Source organism: Flavitalea sp., assembly GCF_035489435.1.
Lineage (GTDB): Bacteria > Bacteroidota > Bacteroidia > Chitinophagales > Chitinophagaceae > DATHKG01.
In genome coordinates this window covers 65,100-89,798 of the sequence record NZ_DATHKG010000015.1, presented here as the reverse complement: position 1 = coordinate 89,798, position 24,699 = coordinate 65,100, and the positions used below count along the sequence as shown (strand labels likewise).

At 41.7% G+C, this 24,699-nt stretch carries 15 protein-coding genes; 7 read left to right on the top strand and 8 right to left on the bottom strand.

Annotated features, from left to right (window positions below; translation table 11 throughout):
• Window positions 1-184: hypothetical protein (locus VK664_RS01805; RefSeq protein ID WP_461396885.1), on the top strand; the 184-nt coding region annotated here is incomplete at its 5' end.
• Between the two features lie 113 nt (window positions 185-297).
• Here the strand turns inward: VK664_RS01805 and VK664_RS01800 are convergent.
• Both VK664_RS01800 and VK664_RS01795 read right to left on the bottom strand, forming a co-directional pair.
• Window positions 298-738, bottom strand: coding sequence for a bactofilin family protein (locus VK664_RS01800; protein ID WP_461396884.1), 441 nt, complete (start codon window positions 736-738; stop codon window positions 298-300).
• A gap of 123 nt (window positions 739-861) precedes the next feature.
• On the bottom strand, window positions 862-1,257 hold the full coding sequence (locus VK664_RS01795) for a hypothetical protein (protein WP_461396883.1): 396 nt from the start codon (window positions 1,255-1,257) through the stop codon (window positions 862-864).
• A gap of 196 nt (window positions 1,258-1,453) precedes the next feature.
• On the opposite strand from VK664_RS01795, the gene porW reads away from it, so the two are divergent.
• A complete protein-coding gene (porW, locus tag VK664_RS01790) occupies window positions 1,454-4,687 on the top strand; it encodes a type IX secretion system periplasmic lipoprotein PorW/SprE (protein ID WP_461396882.1) in 3,234 nt (1,077 codons plus the stop codon).
• Between the two features lie 203 nt (window positions 4,688-4,890).
• The gene (locus VK664_RS01785) at window positions 4,891-7,284 is read left to right on the top strand and encodes a transglycosylase domain-containing protein (protein ID WP_461396881.1); all 2,394 of its coding nucleotides are present in this window, start codon (window positions 4,891-4,893) and stop codon (window positions 7,282-7,284) included.
• A gap of 210 nt (window positions 7,285-7,494) precedes the next feature.
• Here the strand turns inward: VK664_RS01785 and VK664_RS01780 are convergent, their stop codons facing one another.
• Window positions 7,495-8,745, bottom strand: coding sequence for a multiheme c-type cytochrome (locus VK664_RS01780; RefSeq protein WP_461396880.1), 1,251 nt, complete (start codon window positions 8,743-8,745; stop codon window positions 7,495-7,497).
• 228 nt (window positions 8,746-8,973) lie between these two features.
• Between VK664_RS01780 and VK664_RS01775 the strand changes: the two genes are divergently transcribed.
• The 3 genes from VK664_RS01775 to VK664_RS01765 all read left to right on the top strand — a co-directional run bounded on the left by VK664_RS01775 (window position 8,974) and on the right by VK664_RS01765 (window position 17,732).
• A complete protein-coding gene (locus VK664_RS01775; RefSeq protein WP_461396879.1) occupies window positions 8,974-12,219 on the top strand; it encodes a SusC/RagA family TonB-linked outer membrane protein in 3,246 nt (1,081 codons plus the stop codon).
• A 22-nt stretch (window positions 12,220-12,241) separates the two neighbouring features.
• Complete coding sequence (locus tag VK664_RS01770) at window positions 12,242-13,957, top strand: RagB/SusD family nutrient uptake outer membrane protein (RefSeq protein ID WP_461396878.1); 1,716 nt, start codon at window positions 12,242-12,244, stop codon at window positions 13,955-13,957.
• A gap of 202 nt (window positions 13,958-14,159) precedes the next feature.
• The gene (locus tag VK664_RS01765; protein WP_461396877.1) at window positions 14,160-17,732 is read left to right on the top strand and encodes a VCBS repeat-containing protein; all 3,573 of its coding nucleotides are present in this window, start codon (window positions 14,160-14,162) and stop codon (window positions 17,730-17,732) included.
• Between the two features lie 75 nt (window positions 17,733-17,807).
• Here the strand turns inward: VK664_RS01765 and VK664_RS01760 are convergent, their stop codons facing one another.
• From VK664_RS01760 to VK664_RS01745, 4 genes are all read right to left on the bottom strand, one after another.
• The gene (locus VK664_RS01760) at window positions 17,808-18,641 is read right to left on the bottom strand and encodes a copper resistance protein NlpE N-terminal domain-containing protein (protein WP_461396876.1); all 834 of its coding nucleotides are present in this window, start codon (window positions 18,639-18,641) and stop codon (window positions 17,808-17,810) included.
• Window positions 18,642-18,782: 141 nt separating this feature from the next.
• Window positions 18,783-19,505, bottom strand: a complete 723-nt coding sequence (locus VK664_RS01755) for a hypothetical protein (protein WP_461396875.1) — start codon at window positions 19,503-19,505, stop codon at window positions 18,783-18,785.
• Between the two features lie 56 nt (window positions 19,506-19,561).
• On the bottom strand, window positions 19,562-20,023 hold the full coding sequence (locus VK664_RS01750; RefSeq protein ID WP_461396874.1) for a septal ring lytic transglycosylase RlpA family protein: 462 nt from the start codon (window positions 20,021-20,023) through the stop codon (window positions 19,562-19,564).
• Window positions 20,024-20,269: 246 nt separating this feature from the next.
• Complete coding sequence (locus tag VK664_RS01745; RefSeq protein WP_461396873.1) at window positions 20,270-21,946, bottom strand: L,D-transpeptidase family protein; 1,677 nt, start codon at window positions 21,944-21,946, stop codon at window positions 20,270-20,272.
• Window positions 21,947-22,371: 425 nt separating this feature from the next.
• On the opposite strand from VK664_RS01745, the gene VK664_RS01740 reads away from it, so the two are divergent.
• Complete coding sequence (locus VK664_RS01740) at window positions 22,372-24,219, top strand: CocE/NonD family hydrolase (protein ID WP_461396872.1); 1,848 nt, start codon at window positions 22,372-22,374, stop codon at window positions 24,217-24,219.
• Between the two features lie 141 nt (window positions 24,220-24,360).
• Here VK664_RS01740 and VK664_RS01735 read toward each other — a convergent pair whose 3' ends face one another.
• The gene (locus tag VK664_RS01735) at window positions 24,361-24,666 is read right to left on the bottom strand and encodes a thiamine-binding protein (RefSeq protein WP_461396871.1); all 306 of its coding nucleotides are present in this window, start codon (window positions 24,664-24,666) and stop codon (window positions 24,361-24,363) included.
• Window positions 24,667-24,699 lie beyond the last annotated feature (33 nt).

Genomic DNA, 24,699 nt, shown 5'->3' with positions numbered 1-24,699 from the left:
TCGCGCTGGAAGTGTATCTAAAAAAGCCGATCAGGGAACTAAAAGCCGATCGGAGACAAGAACCACCAGCGGAATGAACAATGGTAATAACCAGGAATCACAGTGGCAAATCAAACCAACCGAAAGGCCCATCCGGCGAAGGGAAGAACCGAGTGAACGCCATGAACGTGCAAAATCAACATGATCAAATTTAAGAATCGGGATCGGAAAAGCTACATACAGGACATAGAAATTCTATCGCCGGGGCAGGCATTAAAAAACGCCTGCATCAACACAATTTTTTGATCAGGAATGGAGCTATTTAACAGGTTCCGCTTCCAGAGCCAGCTTTTTATCTGCTCTGCCATTGCTGGCCGGGTTTGGCTCAGGTGCCGCGTTCATATGACACTGACCATTGAAATTTGCCGTCGGTTCGATCTGTAATTTGGATGAGTAAATATTGCCCGTGATTTGTGAGCCGCCTTTCAGCTGAAGAAGTTCTTTCACTTTGATGGTTCCGCTGACTTTGCCCATGATATCGGCTGTTTGACCGCTGATATCGCCCTCAATTACACCGTTTGCTCCAATCACAACTTTTGCAGTACAGTGGATGTTGCCTTGAAGTGTGCCGTCGATTCGGATATCGCCGTTGCTGGATATATCACCTTTCAGTGTAGTTCCGGCTGCTATTAAACTGGCTCCGCCGGTTCCTGCTGGTGATTCGCTCAAGCCGTCAGATTTGGATTTCTGGTTAAACATATGGATCGGTTTTTAAGTGGATTGGTTATATAATCGGTTTCAAAAAGGATGTTCTGGATTATTTGTGTTCTGAATTATTTGTGTTCTGAATTATTTGATGATCCGGGTGTTTTGATGCCCTCGCTATTCCGTAATGTTCTCTGCTTTAGGAATGTCAAGTGCATTTGTGTCAAGCTTCAGCGTACTACCTCCCATCAACACCCCACGCACACTTTCCAGGTATTGGTCCTTGTATTTCATCGCCTGATCCAGTGAATCAGTCTTTATTTTCAGGTCTCTCAGCTCTTTTGTCGCATTTACATCTCCATAGCCCGGAATGTACAATCTTAAAGGCGTAAATACAATCAAAGCAACGGTAAGGCCGGTTAAAAGTACAAAAATGGTGCTGAGTGCAATATAAACACTGAGCCGTGATAACTTAAACGTAACAACTTCCTCATAAGTATCATCGTTCATCACTACCAGGCGGTAACGATTCTGCAAACGCTGAAAAGTGGAATTGGCATCGAATTTGGCCATACATTAAAATTCAATTGATTAAAGATACTGTTTGCCCGCATGAATTTGGTTTTAAGCGGTTGGATTTTACCTAAAAATTAGTTTTACTAAAGGGTTCCTATTAATCCGGGAATCGATTTGTTAATAGTTCAATTAAATTGGGTTAAGGATAATAATTTTGCTCCAAATCAGTTATTAAGCGTTTAGTTTGTCCCGGATGCGTAAGGTTTTCAATCAGATATTTGTTTTCAGTCTAGTGATTTGTGTTCTCTGGCAGGATGTTAGTGCCCAGGGAGGACTGAGCTTTGACCTCATCAAACCAAAAAAGTATGAGGAGAAGAAGTTAGGTTCTGAGAAATCTGCCGACAAAAAATTCGGTGCGGTGCGCAAATTCACCCAAAACACTGTCACCAAATTCAACTGGAATTTCAACGCAAAGAACAAACTCGACCTCGTCATTGCCAGAGCCAAGGCTGCACATAAAGACGATTATACCCGGCTACTTTCCTTTTACAATTACGATCTTTCACAAACGAAACAGTACCAGACTGACCTCGATTCTGTTATCTATAAGGCAAATGCTGGTATACTAATCCATGATCTTCGAAATTCCTGGGTTGACAACCTGTATATGCTGATGGGAATGGCTTATTATTACAAAAATGACCTCGATACAGCCTATCTGACTTTTCAATATATCAACTACGCTTTTTCACCAAGGGAAAAAGACGGATACGATATTCCGATTGGCAGCAACGCTACCGAAGGCGGCAATGCTTTTTCTATCTCTACAAAGGAAAAAACAGGAGTCGCAAACAAAATGTGGGCCCGCCCACCCAGCAGGAACGAATCTTTTATCTGGCAGACAAGAACTTATCTCGCCAAAAATGAAACTGCAGAAGCCGCCGGTATGATTGAAACACTGAAGGCCGATCCCTTTTTTCCTTCACGCCTGTTACCGGATTTATATGAAATGCAGGCTTACTGGTTTTATAAACAGCAGGTTTTTGACAGCGCAGCGGTTTACCTTGAAAAAGCGCTGGAAAATGCAGAAACAGGCCAGGAAAAAGCACGCTGGGAGTACCTTATCGGCCAACTATACGAAAGAGCGGGCAACCCGGAACTGGCCAAAGAATATTTCGAAAGAACTACAAAGCACACTTTTAACCCGGTAATGGAACTGTACGCCCGATTGAATGCTACCAGGCAGGACCGTTCAAACGAAAAGGTGGTTGCGGAAAATATCGAAGCAGTGATCCGGATGGCCAGGAAGGACCGTTACGCGAATTATCGCGATATCATTTATTTCACTGCCGCCACCATGGAACTTGAGCGGAAAAATGTGGAAGGTGCCCGCCAGTTATTGATGAAAGCTGTCGCAGTACCGCAAACACAAAACGAATACAGCCAGCGCACCCAGGCTTTTATACTCCTTGGGGATCTTTCATTTGAGGTACATGCATACCGGGATGCAAAACGTTTTTACGACAGTGTGGATATTACAGATCCCGCTATAGGCGATGCAGCATTACTACAACAAAGAAAAATCATACTTCTTCCAATTGTCGAAGAGATCGGGATAATTGAAAGACAGGATAGTTTGCAGCGGATAGCCATGTTGCCAGAAACAGAAAGAGATGCCCTGATCAAAAAGATGGTAAAGCAGATGAGAAAAAGCCAGGGTATCAAAGAAGAAGTGACTGAGGGCGCCGGTGCAAACAGTATTAATAAAACAGCTGCTCCATCTGACCTGTTCGCAAATACAAAAGGCGAATGGTACTTCGATAATGCTTCACTCAAATCAAGAGGATTTACAGACTTTAGAGGAAAATGGGGAAACCGTCCCAATACGGATAACTGGCGCAGGTCTGGTGCCATCAGTCGTATGAATGGTCCGAAAGAACAGAAAGAAGCTGCATTCGGCAAAGACACCCCTGCTGCCGGAACTTCGGTGGCCGGGACCAGTTATGAAGGTTTAATGAAGGATATTCCATTGACTCCGGAACTGATGAAAATCAGCAATGACTCCATTGAAAAAGCCACTTTTAGTCTTGGCAAAATTTACTTCGAGTCCCTGGAAGATTATCCTGAAACCATAAAAACACTTGAAGGATTGCTTACCCGGTATCCGGCTACAATTCATAAACCCGAAGCACTTTTCATCCTTAACTACTGTTACAACAAAACGGGGAACGTTGCAAAAGCGAGTGAGACAAAACTGCTACTCGAGCAGCAATACAGTGGTTCCGAATATCAGAAGATGGTTACCAATCCAGGTGGCGGTACCCAGAAAAGCAAAGCAGAGGCTGATATGAACCGCCGTTATGAGAGCATTTATACCAGTTTCATTGAAGGGCGTTTTGACCAGGCCCTGGCCGATAAAAAAATTGCCGACAGTTTATACGGTACAAATTACTGGACCCCACAATTGTTATACATTCAGTCGGTTTATCATATCAAACAAAAACAAGACGACCAGGCAAAGGTTGTTCTTCAGCAAATTATAAAGTTGTACCCGACTTCGCCGCTTTCGCCGAGGGCGCAGACCATGCTTGATGTTCTTGGCCGTAGAAAAGAGATCGAAGATTATCTTACAAACCTGAAAATTGAAAGACCAGGCGAAGATTCCGCTTTTATAGTAACTAATGACCCGGTCATTAAAAAAGAAATTGTAGAGGTTCCGCCCGTGATGCCGCCTGTTGTACCAGTGGATAGTGTCGCGATCAGGCAGGCCGATAGTTTAATGGCCCTGCAAAACTTAGAAGACGGTCTGAAGGCAAAAGCCGCTGCTCTGACACCTGTTGGAAAGCCGAAGGATAGCATTAATACTTCATTTAAAGTGGCCGCAACCACTATGGTCGATAGTTTTAGCCGGGCGATTCCGGGTATCAAACCCGATACAACTGCTATGGCGGTGGATTCTAATCTCGCTAAAAATAAGGTGGACACCAGTAATCTGGCTAACGTAGACACCAGTAATCTGGCTGCTGCTGTCATTCCGCCGGTAAGCCGGCCTCGCGTCGACAGTGCCGTTGTTGTAGCCAAACCGAAGCAACCAGTCATCAATTCAGTCTATACTGCCGATTCAGAAGCACCCCATATGGTGATTATGATCCTCGACAAAGTTGACCCGGTTTATGTAGGTGAAGCAAAAAATGCATTCAACCGCTATAATAAACAGAATTATTTCAATTTACCAATAGAAACAACCAACCAGCCTTTGAGCGATTCACTGAACCTGGTTGTGATCTCGCCTTTCCCAAATGCGGCTGCAGCACTTGATTATACACGCAAAACTGCGGAGATAGCCGATACCCGGATTATTCCATGGATGCCAAAAGGTAAGTTCAGTTTTGTTGTAATTACCCCGGCGAACCTCCAGCTTTTACAGAGTCGAAAAGACCTGGCAGAATATCTGAAATTCCACGGGCAGGCTTATTCAGGAAGATAATACCTGGTCCGGTCCATCACCTTCAGCCCTTATGATGGCTATCCTGTCAACAGGTTTCCCCGTGGTCTGATAATGAATTTATTACACTGAATCAGAAACATTAAGAATACTTTTGACTTACGGGACAGTATTTGTAGTTTTCAAGTACGATTTTTGCCGTTGTTGTTCTGTTACTCTACCCTAAATCATAATAACTCATTAATATGTCCCGACCGGTCCGAATTTTCTGGAAGATCTTTTTAATTGGTTTTGGCTCTTTCGTATTGTTCCTCGCTTTACTTAACTGGGGAGTTTTTGGCGAAATGCCTTCACTGGCTGAACTGGAAAATCCAAACATCATCCAGGCTTCAGAAGTTTATGGAGATGACGGCACATTGATGGGTAAATACGTGAAGGAAAAAGGTAACCGTCGTAATGTTGACTACAATGATATATCCAAAAATGTTATACAGGCACTGATTGCTACGGAAGATAAAAGATTTTATGATCACTCGGGGATTGACGGAAGAGGTGTTATGCGTGCTGTGCTGTTGCTCGGTAGTAAAGGCGGTGGTTCGACCATAACCCAGCAGCTGGCGCTGAACATGTTTGCAGAACGCGCCTCCAACCCTGTCAAACGTGTGCTGCAAAAACTGAAAGAATGGATCATTGCCGTAAAACTTGAACGCAATTTCACAAAACAAGAGATCATTGCCCTCTACCTTAATACAGTTCCTTTCAGTGATAATGTTTATGGAATCAGGAACGCATCAAGAACGTTTTTCTCCAAAGAACCTGATCGCCTGAACGTTGAAGAAGCAGCCGTGCTGGTGGGAATGTTAAAAGCAACCTATACTTATAATCCCCGCACGAATTACAAGTCATCTTTCAATATCCGGAACAGCATTATTGATCAGATGGCGGAAATGAATTATCTGACACCCGCAGTGGCAGCTGATATCAAAAAAAATCCCATCAAACTTAACTATAACAAACTTGATGAAAACAATGGTATCGCGCCTTATTTTCTTGATGTGATTCGCGACGAACTCAGGAAATGGGCAAGGGAACATAAGAATTCAGACGGCAAACCCTATGATATCTATGAAGATGGTTTGAGGATTTATACTACCATCAATCCAAGAATGCAGTTGTATGCAGAAGAAGCGGTTGCTGCTCATATGCCTGTTTTACAACGTGTATTGAGCGCTCAAAAAAGCCTGAAAACGGATGCAGTCTGGAAAGGACACCAGAACGTTCTTGATAACGCAATGAAGAATAGTGAGCGTTGGAAAAATGGCAAAGCGGAAGGACTTAGTGATGCAGAACTCAGGAAAACGTTTACTCAAAAAGTTCCAATGAAAGTTTTTGCCTGGAACAGCAAACGTCAGAAAGACACGTTGATGACCCCGGCTGATTCGGTTAAATATTACCGTGAGATGATGCAGACAGCTTTTATGGTTATGGATCCTTTAAGTGGCGCGGTAAAAGCCTGGGTCGGCGGTATTGATTTCAAAAACTATAAATATGATCACGTTAACCTCCGCACCAAGCGGCAGGTCGGTTCATCCATCAAGCCTTTTTTATATGCACTTGCCATTGAAGAATATGGCTTCACCCCTGAAACACAGTGTGAAACCTCTCAACAATATTTTCCCGGTTCAGGTTATGTTCCGGCACAGGATCGTGGCCTGACTGGCACCCGAACCATGGCTAGTGGTCTTACCTGGTCGGTTAACGAAGTGGCGGCTTATCTTATAAAGCAAACTACACCTCAGCGTTTTGCCAACTTTATCAGCGAAATGAATATACCAACCAAGGTACAACCCTACCCTTCGATCAGCCTTGGTTCCTGCGAACTTTCATTGTTTGAAATGATGTGGGGATATACCATGTTTCCTTCAAGAGGATTCAGTACAAAACCGGTTTATTTCAGTCGTATCGAAGATAAAAACGGAAATGTCCTGGCAACATTTACCACTCAGCGCAAAGAAGTATTGAGCCAGTCAACGGCGTATATTATGTCCAGGATGATGCAGGGTCCGGTTGATATTGGTACTGCAGCCGGTTTGAGGTCGAGACTTGGTGTTGCGGAAATGGGCGGAAAAACCGGAACTACTAATGACTATTCTGACTCATGGTTCATGGGCTTTACTCCTCAATTGCAGGCAGGTGTATGGATCGGTTGTGATGATCCTTTTGTAAGGCTTGAAGGTAAACTTGGTGAAGGTGGACAGGCAGCAAGACCGATATATGAATACTTTTTTAAGAAAGCCCTTGCTGATAAAACGCTGGGCCTCGATCGCCAGGCTAAATTCCCTGAGCCTGAAAATATGAAAGTGGAATACGATTACCGTTTGATAAATACCCAGCCGGTCCAGAACGAAAGTAATGAATCTGGTAACGGTAACGCAGATGAATACCTGAGTACACCTGATGCAGGAAACGTGCCTGTTGATTCAAAACAGTCTATGGAAGAATCCAAAGTGCTGGAGGAAGCTAAAGGCAAAAAGAAAGATAACCCCGAAGTAAAACCACCAGCCCAGGAAGAAGATGATAAGAAAAAAAAAGGGGGATTTTTTAAACGTCTTTTCAAGAAAAAGGATAAAGAGAATTGATTCCCACCTGACATTACAATCTGCATGATGAGACAATTGATTCCATACTAACGTCTATTGATTTTGAAACAGCGATAATTGATTTCAGCGCAGCTTTTATCGATATAGATTACTGGAATTTTTTATCGGTACAGATTACTGGAATTACAATGACTATTGATTTTATCAGTAGTACTCTCATTTTAAGATAAATAAATTCTTTCCTACCCGTTAATTCTTTCTAACCCGTCCCTTAGTAGAGTCAATGTATTGATAAAGCTTTTCAGTCTCTTCAGGATAAATAGAAATATGGTGGGTTCTCAACACTGCTGCCCTTGGAGCTTGCTCGTTTTCAAGTCTCATAGTAAGTGAATTAGAGGACCTGGCAGGCATATGACAGCTTACACAATTTTGTTTTATCTCTGCCTGTGTCATCTCAGGACCCTGCTCCTGTTCAGACCCGGGATTATGCTTTTCACCAGGCTTAAGATTGTTGGAAGTTGTATTTTGAACTCTTGGAATACTGGCATGGTCCCCTGTATGACAACTCATACATTTTGTTACAAAAATTTCCTGCTTCGCTCTTTCATTTTCATGGGTATTATGACAAGTTGAACATGTCATTGACGGACTCATCCGGAAACACTTACTCGATTGGAAAAGGGCAAATTTGTTTCCATGGACATCTACATTATCGGGATTGCTTGTATCATTATTGATCTTATAATACAAAGACAAAGAATCTCCCGGAGAAAAGCTGAAAGCAGGTTTAAGCGCTTCCTGCAAGCCTGAATGACATAAGCCACATAAATCAAGCTGCAATTGCCTGTTTAGGGTGCCAGGACCCAATACGAACCTGGCATTTTTTTCTTCAGGATGGGTTTCGTGAAATGATGCATGTTTAGCTGCCGGTCCGTGACAACTTTCACAACTCACACCATATATAATAGCTGATTTTTTGAAGCGGTTGGAAGCGATGTTTTCAGGAAATAACGCGCCTGCGAAAGTAGAATGACATTCCATACATCTTGCAGTTACCGTTCTTTTGAAGTTAATGGCAAAGTCGTTATATCCGGGGCTGCCTGACCAGCTGTCGGCCGGCCCGAAATAGGAAACAGGAAGCTGAAATAGACCATCATTTTTCCAATACAGGTATGATTGTCCGCCCTGCCCTGATCCGACCACAATATCAAAACGGTTCGATTCACCTACCGCCTTTCCATGCAGGGCCTGTTGGTACATGCCGCTGTCTCTCTTCTCCATCACCACCCGTTCGTAGTAATTCAGGGCAAATATGTTTTTGCCGGGGTAAAAACTTCCTTTCACCGTTTTGGCATTTGCTTCGGCACTTGTTATTGCATGAGCTGTATGCGAAAAACTTTCACTGATCTCTTTATGGCAGGAAACACAGCTGGCAGACCCGGCAAATTCATCTCCTTTTTTATTAAAAATGCCTGAAGGGGTAACCGGATTATCTGGCATACACCGAGTAATGAACACAATTCCATAACATAAGAAACCAATTATCACCGCTATTCTTTTCATAAGGCTAAGACATAGCATTAAATTATATACATAAAACGCTATTAATCTATCAGTTAAAAATACTGTGAATAACTGTTAACGAAAGTGTAAAATTTTTTTACAGGATAAGTAAGAATGAATTAAAATTATATTAATTTTCTAATCTAATCAACGAAATACTGCTGTATGAAAAAAATCCTCCGCCGGGTCCGATCCCAGTTACCGCTTATTTTATTAATGCTTCTCACTCAATCAATTTTAGCCCAGAAGTCCATCAATGGCCGGGTTATCGATAAGGGTAGCAAATCGGCAATTCCCAACGCAAGTGTTGCACTGAAAGGTACGAGCACTGGTACACAAACAAATGCCAACGGCACCTTTACTATCAAAACCAACAAAGCTGATGATGTACTGACGATTACTTCGGTAGGTTACGACGCTATTGATGTTTCCCTTGGTAGTAAGGATAGTTTACTTATCGAAATGGCGCCAAGCAACTCAACCTTAAACGAGATACTCGTTACAGGTTATACCGCCCAGCGTAAAAAGGACATTACCGGTTCGGTGTCGGTAGTTAATACTAAAGAGCTTGTTGCGAACCCCGGTTCCAATGTGGAAAGTTTATTGCAGGGAAGAGCTTCAGGTGTTACTGTGGGAACCTCAGGTGTGCCTGGTGCAGGAGCTTCAGTGCGGATCCGTGGATTTACCACGTTCAATGCAAATGAACCTCTGTATATCGTTGATGGCGCCCGTATCAGTGCCATCTCTGACCTCAACCCCAACGATATAGAATCAATGCAGGTATTGAAAGATGCCTCCGCAGCTGCCGTTTATGGAGCAGCGGCCGCAAACGGAGTTATCATCGTTACAACTAAAAAAGGAAAAGGTCAGTCTAAGGTTACTTATGATGCATATTATGGAGTTCAGTCACTGACAAAAAAATACGACCTGTTAAATACCGAAGAGTATGGGAAGTACTTGCTGGGTTTGCAAAAAGGTATTCCTGGGCAGACTGGAACCAGCTTCAATCTTGGCCAGTATAACGGCGGTAAAACTTCTACTTCTTCACCGGTTATTCCTGAATATATCCTGGCTGGAACTGCCAGTGGTGTGCAGGCAGGTGATCCATTAGCTGATCCAAACTTATATAAGCTCGATCTTAATGACGTTAATGGTAATGGTACCTATCTGATTGTACCAGCTAACAAAACCGGTACAGACTGGATGGATGCTATTACACAGAATGCGCCGATGATGAATCATAGCCTTACTGTTTCCGGGGGCACCGGCACTGGAAATTATCTTTTCGGGATAAATTATTTTAACCAGGAAGGCATTATCAAATACACTGATTACAAACGGTATTCGGTACGGGCTAACACCAATTTTACAGTGAAAAACTTCCTGAAAATCGGTGAAAATCTCCAGGTTAACTATATAGACAGACATGGCTTTACAAACCAGGATGAGGGCAACGCGATTTCTATGGCTTATCGTATGCAACCCATTGTCCCGGTATTTGACCTGAAAGGCAATTACGCCGGAACAAGAGGTTCAAACCTTGGTAATGCTTCGAATCCATTTGCTAACCTGCAAAGGGGTTCGGATAATGTCGACAGGAAAGTTGGTATCATTGGATCAGTATATGCTGAAATTGCTTTTCTCAAATACTTTACTTTGAAAACAGTGTTGGGAATGGATTATGGCACCAGCCACTATTATAATTTTGGTGTGCCGGCATATGAAAATGCTGAAGGCAGGGGCGGTACCGGTAATTTCAATGAAGGCGAAAGCTTTGGATATCTTACCACCTGGTATAATACACTTGGATTTCAGAAGATCTTCGCTGACAAACATGATGTGAAGTTCCTGTTAGGTACTGAAATGGTACAAGGTTCAGGTCGCGATATGGATGCAAGTACAAACAATTATTTTTCTTTCGACAGAAATTTCTGGCAGATAAATTCCGGTCTTAATACAACGCCCTCCGGTTCCAGCTATGAATTTCGCTACCGCAAATATTCACCTGTAATCGCCAAGCTTGACTATGTTTATAATGACAAGTATCTTTTGAGTGCTTCATTCCGAAGAGATGGTTCTTCCAATGGATTTGGTCCCAATAATAAATATGGTAATTTCTATTCCGGAAGTTTGGGATGGCGCATTTCAGAAGAATATTTCATGAAAGATATTTCCTGGCTGAATGACCTGAAACTAAGAGCGGGTTATGGATACCTTGGTAATGATAATATCATTGACTTTGGTTTTTTGACAACCTTTGAATTTGACAGGGGTAATGCCAGCTACCCCATCGATGGGGGTAATACCGGATTTTCGGCAGGCTTGAGACATAACGGGGTAGGTAACCCAAATGTTAAATGGGAAGAAGCCTATACCACCAATATTGGACTTGATGCATCTATTTTAGACAGCAGGATTAACATAGTACTTGATGTCTATCGTCGTCTTACAAAGGATCTTTTATATGAAAGACAGTTGGATCCAACGATTTTCGGTAACGTTGACCGCCAGCCGACAAACATTGGCGAGATGACGAACAGGGGAGTTGATCTTTCTGTGTCATACAGGGCCGACATATCAGGCGATTTCAGATTTGATGCGGGACTGACTTTCTCTTTATACAGAAATGAAGTCGGAGTTATTGCGGATCCATTCTTCGAAGGCAACAGATCCAGGATCGATCCATTCAACCGTTCGGTGACCGGCCAACCTATCTCCAGTTTTTATGGATATATCATCGATGGTTTCTTCCAGAACCAGGCAGAAGTTGATGCGATAGAACAATCAAACGAAGGCATTGGTAAATGGAGATACAAAGATCTGAACGGAGATAAAAAGATAACTGTGGATGACAGAACATTTATGGGCAACCCCCACCCTAATTTCACAGCAGGTCTTAATCTTAGCGCTACATACAAAAACTTTGATTTCGCTGCTTTCCTTTACTGGAAAAACGGTGGTGAAATCGTAAACTATGTTCGTTACTGGACAGACTTCAATACATTCCAGGGTAACCGTGATAAGAGAGTATTATATGATAGCTGGACACCAGATAACCGCAACGCAAAACTACCAGTACTGGATGCATCTGATGGAGCAAGCGGCCAGGTTCCGGTTAGTTATTTTGTTGAAAATGGCGGATATCTGAGAATGAAGAATCTGGCTATCGGATATACTATTCCAACTGCTACTATGTCAAGATTCGGTATAGAAAGATTGAGAATTTATCTCCAGGCTCAAAACCTGTTTACTATTACTGATTACACAGGACTTGATCCGGAAATCACTACCCAACAGGTGGGACGCGATGACTATCGTGCAAGAAGATCAGATGCAAACAGTTTAGGAGTTGATTTTGGAAATTTCCCTACTCCACGTATTATCACATTTGGTCTTAATGTTACATTCTAATCAACTACTGAAAAAAAATCATATGAAACGATTTAAAAAATTATCCCTCTATGGTCTGCTTCCAGCAGTATTGATTGGAATGCTGATTATACAGGCATGTAAAAAATCTTTCCTGGACGCCAAGCCATACGGGCAATATGAGGCAAGTCTTGTTACCAATAAAAAAGGACTGGATGCCTTACTGATAGGCACCTATGGTGTTATCGACGGCCAGGGTATATCCGGGGATGGCTGGGAAGGATCAGCTGTTAACTGGGCAACTGCAGGTGTTGCTGCAGACGATGCTTACAAAGGTACTGACGCCAATGACCAACCGCAGATGACAGAAGTGGAGCAATACAAATCACAACCGACCAACAGGTATTTTTATAACAAATGGATAGTGCTGTACGAAGGTATCGCCAGGTCAAATGATGTAATAAGACTTGGAAATAATCCGGACATCGAAGGATTGTCTGCTGATGACAAAAAAAATATCCTCGGCCAGGCAAGATTCCTGAGAGGACATTTCCATTTTGACGCAAAACGGATGTGGAAAAATGTGCCTTATATTTCCGATACAACTACCAAATATGGTAACACCACTGATATCTGGCCACTGATTGAAGCAGACTTCAAGTTCGCTTATGATAACCTGCCTGCAACACAACTTGAAAAAGCCCGTGTTAACAAATGGGCTGCAGCAGCCTACCTTGCCAAGGTCTATATGTTTCAGAATAAGTTTACCGAAGCCAAAACCCTGTATGATCTTATCATAGCAAATGGTACATCTTCTTCTGGTACTAAATATGGATTGCAAGACGCATACTGGAAGAATTTTGATGCGCAATTTGACAATAATGAAGAAACGGTATTTGCAATTTCTTCTGCCGCTTCCGGAACTGTTGATCAGACAGGTGAAGCATCACTCGGTCTTGCTTTCCCTTATGGTGGCGACTTTGGATGTTGCGGATTTTTCCAGCCATCTCAGAACCTGGTTAATGCATTTAAAACAGGTGCCGATGGATTACCGCTGCCAACTACTTTTAATAACAGCGACCTGAAGAGTGACCAGGGCCTGAAAGATGCTGATCCATACACAAATGATAATACAACTCCGCTCGATCCACGTTTAGACTGGAGCGTAGGAAGAAGAGGCGTTCCTTTCTGGGACTGGGGTCCACACCCTGGCTACTCCTGGGTACGTGATCAGAACTATGGTGGTCCTTTCAGTCCCAAAAAACATATCTATTCAAAGAAAGACATGAATACTTTAACCTCATCAGGTTGGAGAAATGTTACTGCAAAAGATGTCTATATCATTCGTTACGCAGATGTATTACTGATGTCGGCAGAAGCAGAGATCGAAGTAGGATCAATGGAGGTTGCCCGTACCAGGATTAACCTGGTGAGAAACCGCGCTAAGAGCCCTGCAAGCTGGGTTACCGGAGCTCCTGCCAATTATGTAATCAACCCATACCCCGTTGCTTTCGCAAGTAAGGATGCTGCAAGAACCGCTGTTCGATTCGAACGTCGCCTGGAACTTGCACATGAAGGTCATCGCTTTTTTGATCTCGTAAGATGGGGTATAGCAGCGGAAACTCTGAATACATATCTCGAAAAAGAAAAGCTGAAAAGAACCTATAAACAAACTGCTTCGTTTACAAAAAATAAAAATGAGTACTTCCCGATACCCTCTACCATTATTGAGATCGCCGCGAAAAACGGCTCAACATTGGTTCAGAATCCCGGGTATTAAATCAAATGTTTTTTAATAGCAATTGATCTTATATGTAAAAAAGCATCCTCTTTCAAGGATGCTTTTTTTCTTTTTGACATTTGAAGTCACCGGGATCTGACAAGATTTTCCTTCGATTTAGGCTTGTATCTGACTTGTATAAATCTTAAATTGAAACATCATAATTTTTGATCTGCTTATCAATAGAGGCTATATGAATGCTATGAGAAATGTTTTGCTTTTTATGTTTTGTATTCAATTGGTTATAGCTTGTGACACAAATGAACATAAGGTGTTTAAAAAACGTGAATCGTCTTCAACCAATATTTACTTTAATAACAAAATTGTAGAGAACGATTCTGTGAACCCGGTTGATCTTGAGTTTCTTTATAATGGCGGCGGCGTAGCTGCAGGTGATTTTAATAATGATGGTTCGACTGACCTGTATTTCACTGCTAGTGAAGTCAGCAACAAACTATATCTAAACAATGGAAAATTCGAATTTAAAGATGTTACCGGTATCGCAAAAGTCTCCGGTGAAGGTATGTGGAGCAATGGTGCTTCGGTAGTGGATATTAACAGTGATGGCCTCCAGGATATTTATGTTTGCATGGCTATCAAAAAAGATCCAAATCGGAGAAGAAACCTTTTATATGTAAACCAGGGAGTGGATAAAGATGGCGTTCCTGTATTTAAAGAGCTGGCGAAAGAATATAATATTGCCGATACTGGATACTCGGTGCAGGGAGCTTTTTTCGACTATGACAACGATGGGGATCTTGATCTTTATGTAGTCGAAACAAAACTTATTCAAAGAAATGTAGCGGAGTTGTCGGGCAGAAATCCCGGCGATAGTGCCCGCGCTGATGCTGATAAACTATATCGCAATGATTGGAGTGAATCTTTAAAACATCCTGTCTTTACCGATGTGTCATCCCAGGCGGGAATAAAAGAACCCGGTTATGGACTTGGATTATCTATAGCCGACATGAACAATGACGGTTGGAAAGATATTTATGTAACCAATGATTTTTATGATGGGGATCTTCTGTACATAAACAACAGGAACGGCACGTTCACTAATAAATCTGATATTTATTTTAAACACACATCCCAGAATGCCATGGGCAACGATGTGGCGGATCTGAACGGCGATGGCCTGAACGATATTATTGCGGTCGACATGAACCCGGAAGATAATTACCGGAAGAAAAAGAACATGAGCGGTAATAATTACTATGTATATCAGACCATGATGGCTGGCCAAAACAGTTTCCAGTATGTGCGGAATACACTCCAGATCAATATGGGTCCGAGAACACTTGGTAATGATTCAACAGGTGATCCTGTTTTCGCAGACCTGGGTTATTTTGCTGGTGTGGCTGAAACGGATTGGAGCTGGAACCCATCGATTGCAGATTTTGACAATGATGGTAACCGGGATATTTTTATCACAAACGGTTACCCGCGTGATGTAACAGATCACGACTTTGTATCATTCAGGACCCGGGCCGGGAAAATTGCTTCAAAACAAACATTATTAGACGAGATACCACAGATCAGGGTTAGCAACTATGCATATCAGAATGCCGGGGATTTACAATTCGTAAACAAAACAAAGGATTGGGGACTGGATGAACCTTCTTTTTCCAATGGTGCGATTTATGCCGATCTCGACAATGATGGTGATCTTGATTATATAGTAAACAATATCAACCAGGAAGCTTTTGTATATGAAAATCAGCTTTACACTGCGGAGACAGCAAAGGATACCATTACCTCAAACTATATAAAAATAAAGTTCAGGGGCAGTCGTGGTAATTTGGATGGAATTGGTGCCATCGCCACCGTATTTTATGGTGATAAACAACTCACCTGGGAGAACTCACCTGTGAGAGGCTATCTATCCTGCGTTGAAAACAGCCTGGTGTTTGGATTTCCAAAGGAAACAAAAATCGATTCGATTGTGATCAAATGGCCGGGCGACAAAATGCAAACACTGGTTGATGTTAAAACAAATCAGACGCTCCGGGTGGATCAACAAAATGCTTCGCCAGGTGTTCCTGCAGTCCGGATACCATCCAGTCTTTTCACCGATGTTACTGATATAATGAATATCAATTACCGTCATAATGAAAAAGACTTTATTGACTTTAACTATCAGCGCTTATTGCCTCATAAATTCTCAGAGTATGGCCCTGCTATAGCCGTAGGTGATATTGACAATAATGGCTACGAAGATATTTGCGTGGGTGGTACAGAAAATCTTCCCACGACTTTTTTAATGCAGCAACCCAACGGAAAATATATAACCAGATTATTGCCGATAGATACAGCAGCCGATGCCGCCAGATCTGAAACAGAAGGTGTATTATTATTTGATGCCGACACTGACGGCGACCTTGATTTATACCTGGCCAGCGGAAGCATAGAAGCCGCGCCTGGCAGCCCATATTATGACGACAGGTTTTATGAAAATACAGGTAAAGGAAATTTCAAGTCAGCGAAACAAATGTTGCCTGCAAACAATGCAAGTAAAAGCTGTGTTAAGGCAGCAGATATTGACAACGACGGAGATCTTGATCTGTTTGTCGGTGGAAGAGTATTCCCCGGTCGGTATCCCGAAGCAGTGAGTAGTTTTTTGTACCGCAATGATTCGAAATCTGGTCAGATAAAATTTACAGATATCAGTGAAGCTTCAGCACCGGGATTAAAGAACATCGGGCTAAGCTGTGATGCGATTTTCACCGATTTTGATAATGATGGCTGGAAGGACCTCATTGTTGCAGGTGAATGGTCGGCTTTAAAATTTTTCAAAAATCAGAATGGCATATTCAAAGATATTTCATCAACCACCGGAACAGATAAGTTTACCGGCTGGTGGAACAGTATTGCCGGCGGAGATTTTGACAATGATGGTGATATCGACTATATAGCCGGTAATTTAGGAACTAACACATTCTATCGGGGCACCGCTGAACATCCCCTGAGAATATATGCCGGTGATTTTGCCAACAACAGTGGCTGGGTGGCCGTACCATCATTATATCTTTTTGATTCCACCGGTATTAAAAGAGAATTTCCGGCGCAATCAAGAAACGATATCATTGATCAGTTACCGGCCTTGAAAAAGAAATATCTTACATACAGGTCTTTTGCCGGTGCTGAGCTGAAGCATATGTTTCCACCTGCGGTTATTGATTCAGCTTATAAACGCGAAGCGGTTTTTATGCAAAGTGCATATATAGAAAACCAGGGAAATGGAAAATTTGGCATCCGACCCCTGCCCTGGTCGGCCCAGCTTGCCCCCGTATTTGGAATAGTGACAGACGACCTCAATGGCGATGGAAACCTTGACATTGCACTAACAGGCAATGACTTCGGTGCAGAGCCAGCAATAGGCAGGTATGATGCTATGAATGGCCTTGTTATGACTGGTGATGGAAAAGGAAATTTCAGGACACTGAGTATGGCAGAAAGCGGATTATATCTTCCCGGCAATGCGAAGGGCCTTGCTAAGATCCGCGATAACAACAACAATTATTTCCTGGCGGCCAGCCAAAACAAAGACAGGTTGAAATTATACCGCAAAAGAAAAACAGGCAAGCTGTACCCGGTTAATGCTGAAGATATGGATATCATCGTGACTTTGAAAAATGGTCGCAAAAGGAAGATGGAAAATTATACAGGTTCTTCGTTTTTATCCCAGTCTTCATCGTTTATCGAAATCAACGATCAGATTTCAGCTGTTGAAATAATAAACCGAAAGGGTGAAATAAAGAGAACGGATTTTTAACCCGTTCTCTTTATTAAGAATAATTAAGATGAAATGATTTTGCCGATATCGAAACAAGCTCCCTGGTTTTGAATATTATCTCTTAGTATATGATTTGTTATCGTCATTAAGCATAACTGCACAACCTTTATACACTTTTCCTTTGAACCAGACAGTCATTTTGTATTCATACAGGTGATCGCTCATACCATCATTACAAAACCTGGAAGAAATAGAAATTTTCAGTGGGATACCGCCATCGGTAGTCACTGAATACACAACGCTGTCTTTCGTCATTACCGGCCTTTCAATTGGAATGATTACAGGTTTCTGTGTGTCGGCAAGACGAAATAAAATTAATTTCTCTTTGTCAATTTCAATGCTCCAGAAAGGTTCTGTGCCATTGCCTACTATATCAATGCCCTCTGATTTTCTTTGCTTCCAGGAAACATTCTGAGGAGAAGTATTCTTTTTGAATAACACATATTGTGCTGACAGAGAATCCGGAATCCTGGCTCCATTATACTCTGTGTTTATCAGGCTGTCTTTGACCAGTTTGTATTTCGAAACAATCTTGCCTTTCTGCGATAGCACGAACAGGCCTTTTTCATTTGTCCAGGTTCCCTGGGTTTTGATTGCATTGGTTCCTCTTCCCCAATTGACTTCTTCCATTGTATATTCATCATCTGCATTAAACATCACAGTACGCTGAACTCCTTCACAGTTTTTGCATGGTAACATGCCCTGGTAAAACCCGAGTGGAATGGTATCGAACGAATTTGCATTTATGATAGAATCTTTAACTATCAATAGTGTGTCGGTGTTAGTGGTTGTTACGGTAACTACCTCGGTAGTTTTATGTTGAGTGATAAAATACCAGGCTGTTACCCCTATTAATGCAAGAATGATAAGGCTTAAAAACGTTTTCATAAAGGGTATGAGTTATGTATTTTGAACTGAAAGGAGTGAAAAACTCAAATTAGAACCTTTAACCTGCAAATAATAATGTCATCACGGGCAATATGGAAATTAAAATCAGTCAGATTCAATGGAGACCTGTATTCCAGGGCCTTATTGCGGACAACCTTTATTTTGAATGGAGCCTTTAGTATCCGGGCAGGCATCATCACCATCCGCTACTCCGTCACCATCCCTGTCAGACTGCTCTCTAACTGGTATTGTCACCTGCTGTGGTGCCCGGTTTTGTTTTTTGCGCCCGATTTTTCCTGCGAGCCCGATACTATAATAAAAATGGTAGCTGGACAGGGAAGTCACTGGTATCCTGTATTGTGCATTAATCAGCAAATAGGCTTCATCAAAAAAACTTACCTGGATGCCAGCTCCTGCCGGGATATAAGCGGCATAGTAACCGGCATAAAAAGAGGCGCCGGCACCTACCTGCAGGTAGGGCGATAATATGCTTTTGTTTGAAAACATTTTTCCCCGTATCGACACATCTCCTTCTATCAGGAAATTATCTTTATTAAGAGGCGGCTTGTTTTCGAATGGATAATCAAGAAATGACCCGGTGAGGGTGATAGAAACATCAAAATGCTTATCCAGGCCTTCTATATAATTCAGGCCCAGGCCGGGCGACATTTCACTTATTTTTCCAAATTGCTTATTCCTGATGGCCTCTGAAAGTGAGGTTGCGCGGACATTGGCGGCTGACTTGAAATCATTAAAGGCAAAAAAGACTGACAGGGTTGGATCCTGTATATATGATTTAACCTGGCTGGAAACAACAAAATGAAACAGAATGAAACAAAGTACCAGTAAGAAACCCCTTCTCATAAAGACAAGATTTAGAAATCGTCCGGATCTTCTGCATAGCCAATCTAGGTTTAAATTTACAGATCCTTTTTTGCAATTTCAGTGGGTTTAATTTTTCCGAGTACTTCTACTTTTACACGGGCGAGACCACGACCTATATACCCGAGTTTCGAAGCAGCGCTGCGGCTGAGATCGACAAGTCGCTCATTGCGGTGATGCAGGCGGTCATTGATTTTTACGATAACCGATCTGCCATTCTTGATATTGGTAACACGGATCCAGGTATTCATCGGAAGCCCGTTATGGGCAGCCGTCATCTTATCCTGATCATATTTTTCGCCTGAAGAAGTTTTTCTGCCGTGGAACTTACTATGGTAAAAACTTGCCATCCCATATTGGATCTTCGCCGTTTTTTTGACCCGTTTTGCCGAAGTCTTTTGTGGCGGTTTCGGACCAGGTTTGCCCGCCTTGTCCTGTGCAGTTGCAGCATTGACAAAAGCCAGTAGCATAATGGTTAACAAAAGGATGGTTGTTTTCATAGAAATAGTGTTGGCTCAAATCATCTTACTTACCATGATTAATATTATATAACCAGATGATAAACATCTATACTACATGATAAATTTTTATTTTAAATGATGGTTTTACACAACCCGCCAGTTATCACTCTACACATTCGTTTACGAAACACATTAGTTTTATACGCAACATGAAGATTTTATACACTATGTGACGGTTTTATATACGACAGCAAGGTTTTATCTCCGAAATAGCGGTTTTATACACTACATGATGATTTTATCACCGAAATAACGGTTTCGTAAAATCCGGTCCTCGCTATAAATATCCGGATAAAACTTAATTCTGCCGCCCTTGCCCTCACATGAGAAGTACCGGATATATACCGGAACTTTTGCAAAACCGGAAACTACATGTTTTTCCTGGCGACTGATCCATCTCTTAAGCGTATCCGGAGGGTATTTTATTGTGTCATTCCTCACCAGGAAATTCGCCAGCCGTTGAAAATCCTTAACCCTGACACAACCATGACTCAGGGCCCTGTCGCTTTTGCCAAACATCCAGCGGGCGTTTGTATCATGCAAATAAACGCTATACTTATTGGCGAAATTGAATTTAAGAACTCCCAGGGAGTTATCATCACCCTGGCGCTGTTTTATAAGGTATGGAAACCTGTTTTTGCTTAGTTTGCTCCAGTCAATGGTATATGGATCGATGATACTGTCGTTATTATCAACGATCATCAGGTTTTGTTTTGCGAGGTATCCCACATCACGTTTAATCTGTGGCAGCATCTCTTTAAAAATGATGCTGTAAGGCACGGTCCATTGCGGATAAGTTATGAAGTTCGAAACCTGGGAAGTCAATACCGGGGTCCTGGTTTTTGTAGTTCCCACAATCACTCTTGACTCAAAAACCATAGTGTCTGTGTCAACCACTTTCAACATGTATGCAGGAATATTGACCCAAACATAAGTCATTGGCATGGTATCAGACAAAAGCTTATAACGGTCAAGCGTAATCGCAGCACGAATAAATTTTTCCCAATCCGTATTGTTAAGACTGTTTACAGTGGTTTCGTTGATCTTGCCGGTTACCCGCAATCCCTTTTCTTTCTGGTATGTTGATATTACAGTCCGCCAGGCAGTGGTATCCATCGGTTCCACAGCTGATTCAACAATATCTGATTCAAATAGCCGCTTCTGCAATTTCTTGTAAAAATTGGCTGAATCTTTATCTGGGTAGATAAGATAGGTATATCTCTTGAATGAAATAGAGTCGAGGAATGCTTTGAGCCCCAGCTTTAAAGAATCATAATCCGGATGTTTTGGCTCAAGTTGTTGTAATGTATTTTTTACATCGCCGCTTTGTACAACCTGGTTAAATGTATTGAGAAATATATCTTCATTAATCACGCTATCCGGCCTTAGTGTCACACTGTCCCTTTCGAGTCTTCCATATTTAAGATGCCTGGCGATAAGTAGTAAAGCATCTGTAAGCATCAGGTCGGTGCGACTCCATAAAGCAGCGTTTTTGGCAGCTAAGGTATCATTTGCGAGTTGATAGAGCGATCCCTGCACGGGCTTCATATGATAGTCTGCGGGAAACAGTCCGAACTCTTTTGATTTCTTAATAAATTCAAATAATGAGTCTGCTGCAGGCAACCATTTTTCATCGTTTCGCCAAACAGGTTTGTAACCGTTACCTGCATATATTTTTTCTACCAGGTGCACCTGCACAAGCAATATGGAATCATTGATTCTTCCTTTATTGATTACGGCATACTCTATTGTTTGTTGCAGATTTTTGCTGATGCGGCTGTTGATATTTTCCTCCTGGGGTACAATATCATTGTCCTTCGGCTTTTCCGGCGAACCACAGGAAGCAAAGATCACCGGGATAATCAACCTGGTTAAGAATAGGATCTTGCTTTTGAGCATCATGCGGCTAGGGCTGGTTAATAAGTTTTAGCTTCAAATCGAACACATCACGGTCAACGGTCACAATGATATACAAAAATGGATATAAATACTACTTTTTATTCAGGATTGTAGGTGTTTAACCTCATAAAGAGGTCAGTATTTACAGCCACTGCCTAACTACCTGTAATATAAGTCGGAAATAGATTCAACGAAAAAAAGACATATTTGTTATAGCTTGAGAATGAGATGTCTAAAAATCAACTAAATTTTCTATCGCTTAAAAAGCTTTCAAGGATGGTGTTGAAGAATGAGTTTAAATTGCTTATACAGTAGGATATAGCCTAAACTGGAAAATGATATCAGAGACGAAGTTTGGGATTTAAGTTTTAAGGGTGACGATAAACAATCTCACATCTCAATTTCAATAGATCTTAAAAACAAGTCAAATGAAAAAAAGTGCTTCGTTGCTATTTTTTGTTTTCACGGTGGTTGTTTTCTCTTTTGCACAGGACACAGTCTCTACGATGACCAAAAAAGTATTTATGATCCCCATGCGTGATGGTGTCAAACTTTTTACAGTGGTCCTATATCCAAATAATCACAGTAAGGCAGTCCCATTTTTATTAAATCGTACGCCCTATGGAGCAGATGCATCAGGGACTGACGACTCATCAGTCAATGTTTTGAAATGGACTCCCTATTATGGAGACTTTGCGAGGTCGGGATATATTTGGGTTTTCCAGGACATTCGTGGCAGGTATAGAAGCGAAGGTAAATTTGAAATGATTCGTCCTTTATATCACCAGGCCGATAAAAACAAATCTGATGAAAGCACGGATACCTGGGATACGATTGAATGGTTAATAAAAAATATTGCGAACAACAACGGTCGCGCCGGTATCCTGGGTATTTCATACGACGGATATATGGCCTTACAAGCTTGCGTTGATCCACATCCTGCACTTAGGGCAAGTTCCCCCCAGGCACCATTCGCCGACATGTTCCTTGGTGATGATTTTCATCACAACGGTGCATTCCGTTTAAGTTATGGCTTCGAATACAGCTATGGGATGGAACATGCAAAAGACAGTTTTAGTAGTTATCCTTTCCCCCAATACGATATGTTCGATTGGTTTTTAAAACTTGGATCCCTTAAAAATGTGAATGATAAATATTTTAATGGATCAGTTCCCACCTGGAACAATTTTGCAAGCCATCCTGATTATGATACATTCTGGATAAAAAGGTCAGCCCTCATAAATATCAATTACCCCCAGATACCCATTCTTCACGTTGGTGGCTATTATGATCAGGAAGACTTAAATGGGCCACAGGCCTTGTATGAAAAGCTTGAAAAGAAGGACAGCCTGAATAAAAACTATATTATTCTTGGACCCTGGAGTCATGGTTACTGGGCGGCACCTAAAGTGGATAGTCTTGGTAAAATAAGCTTCCTGGATAACACGGTTTCGCGCTTTCAGAAAATCCAGAAACAATGGTTTGACTTTTGGCTCAAGGATATTGGTGATGGAAAGTTTGAGGAAGCAAATTGTTATCAGACCGGATCCAACACGTGGCAGTCTTATGATAAGTGGCCAGGTAAAACCAGCGAAATCAAAAAACTTTATATTAATTCCGACAATTCGGCGGGCTTTACAAAACCTAAAAACAGTTTGGCTAACGTTAAATATGTTAGTGATCCTGCTAAACCCGTGCCATATAGACCTCAACCAATTGAAGCCACTTATGGCGAAGGAAGTCGTTGGAATTCATGGCACGTGGATGATCAACGCTTTGTCGCATCCAGACCGGATGTGTCCGCATTTTCTACTGAAGCACTAATTTCAGATCTTACTGTTACGGGAAAAATAATGGCACATATTTTCGCGAGCACAACAGGCACAGACGCTGACTTTGTAGTTAAACTAATTGATGTATATCCGGATATTGACACACAACAAATACAGATGAGCGGTTATCAATTGCCAGTTGCCATGGAAGTCTTCAGGGGCCGTTTCAGAAAAAGTTTTACCACTCCTTCCCCATTGACACCAGGAAAACCAGAAGAATTTATTATTGATCTGCACAGCATAAACCATGTTTTTCGACGCGGACATAAATTGATGGTACAGATCCAGAGTTCGTGGTTCCCCGTAATTGACAGAAATCCTCAAAAGTATGTTTCCAATATTTTTGAAGCAAAAGAGGCTGATTTTATTAAAGCAACGCAGACCATTTATTGCAATAGTCAATTTGCTTCTTATATTCAACTGCCTGTAATTGAAAATAATTGATAAGGATTTTCAGAACAGGATCTTGATATCACCATTGTTGAAAAATGTCTAAACCACCAATATGATGATGATTAAGTTTTGGTTGGTTTTATTATTATTTTGTTGGACTCAGGTATTTGGACAACCTAAACTGAACAACTACTAAAAAGTGGATTTGAATTTACTAGTCTTTTCATCACCGGTGATATCTCCACCCGATCTGATCTGAATCTGGATATTGCTGATCCATTCCGAACAACCTTTGCTAAGGAGGAACTCATTCACATCGTTGATAACTTTCATTACCTGGTCATAGGTACCTTCAAGCACTGTAGCAAAAGGACCAACATCATATGAGATTCCTGAATCTTCGATGATCGAAATAGCTTCATCAACCCATAAATAAGGATGACGATCTTCAACAACAGGAATTATCTGGAGGGATGCGTTTATGATATATTGGTGCATAAATTCGTTTTATGGAAGGATTAATTTATGCGA